General features: G+C 63.9%; 1 protein-coding gene. It reads right to left on the minus strand.

Annotated elements, in window-relative coordinates; translation table 11 throughout:
• Positions 1-24 precede the first annotated feature (24 nt).
• Positions 25-1,278 carry an IS701 family transposase gene (locus tag ABLE92_RS26090; RefSeq protein WP_348807661.1) on the minus strand — a complete coding sequence of 418 codons (1,254 nt, stop codon included), beginning with the start codon at positions 1,276-1,278 and terminating at the stop codon, positions 25-27.
• Positions 1,279-1,432 lie beyond the last annotated feature (154 nt).

Raw genomic sequence — 1,432 nt, forward strand, 5'->3', positions numbered from 1 at the left:
TAGTACTACAGCCGTAGATCGGGTTTATTGTTGTTGTGACCTGCGGTTTTGGTGGCATTGTTGGGCGCGTTTCTGGTGACGTCGGCGCCACAGGGTCCAGTCGAGGATGCGGTCGACGGCGTGCAGTGGGGTGAGTACGAGTGCGCAGAACAAACGCCGAAATTCGTTGATACTCAATCGGATCAGTTGGCGGTTGGTGTGTTCGCGGTGTCGTTGGGTGGCGGTGGTGATTGCCAGGAAGGCGTGCGCGAGCATCACCAGGATGGTCCAGCGATGCCAGGACGTCCAGGTGCGGACCTGATGCTGGTCGAGGCCGGTCAAGCCTTTGCTGGTCTGGAAGGATTCCTCCACGGTCCAGCGACGTCCGGCCACGGCCACCAACTGCGCCAAGGAGACTGGCCGCGGGCTGTAGCAGCGGTAGTACGCCAACTCGCCGGTGGTGTCGTTGCGGCGGATCAGCAACGAGCAGGTTCCGCCGGCCGTCGGGGTTTCGGTGGAGCTGATCCACGCCCACGAGTACAGGCGATCACCTTTGGCGCCGGTCCCGGCCGACAGCCGCTGCCAGGACTGTTCGGGTACGGTGGCCGCGAGGTCGGCGGCGGTCAGGTCCCCGCCGTGGGTGGGGATGCGACGGTCACACCCGATGGCCAGGACGTATCCGATCTGTCTGTCCTGCAACATGGCTCGCAGGTCCGGGTCGGCGCCGTACACTTCGTCGCCGGCGACCCAACCGACCGGCACATCAGCGTCGAGGGCGCGGCGGATCATGCGGGTGGCCAGCTGGGGTTTGGTCGCGAACTCGCAGTCGTCAGGGACTCCGGCCTCGGCGCAGCGGTCACGATCGGCCAGCCAGCTGTGTGGCATGTAGAGCGCGCGGTCGATCAGCGCGTGACCTTTCGAGCTGGTGTAGGTCATGTACACCGCGACCTGGCAGTTCTCGATCCGTCCTGCTGTGCCCGAGTACTGGCGTTGCACCCCTACGGTTTTGGTGCCCTTCTTCAGGTCACCGGTCTCATCGACGACAAGAATGGCATCAGGTTCGGCGAACGCGTCAACGACCATGGCACGTAGGTCCTCACCGATCTGCTCGGCATCCCATTTCGCGCGGGAGAGCAAGTGCTGCAACTTGTCCGGGCTGGCGTGACCGGCCAGCTCGGCCATGGTCCAGCAGTTCTTCGATTCGATCGCCGAGAGCACCCCCAAGATGAAGGCGCCCGCGTTGCGGGCTGCTTCGCAGCGGGCGAACCGTGGTGCGATGGTGTCGAGTACCGTGTCCAACTGCGCTCGCCACCGGTCATGATCTATCCTCAAACCCGCGGCTGCCGCGGGTGTTTTTGTTGTCTTCACAAACCACAAATCATGCCCCGGCAGCCGCTCCCACCAGCGCAAACACGCCGCGCAACCTCACAACCCGCGATCTACGGCTGTAGTA

The organism is Gordonia oleivorans, from assembly GCF_040044975.1.
GTDB classification, from domain to species: Bacteria; Actinomycetota; Actinomycetes; order Mycobacteriales; family Mycobacteriaceae; genus Gordonia; species Gordonia oleivorans.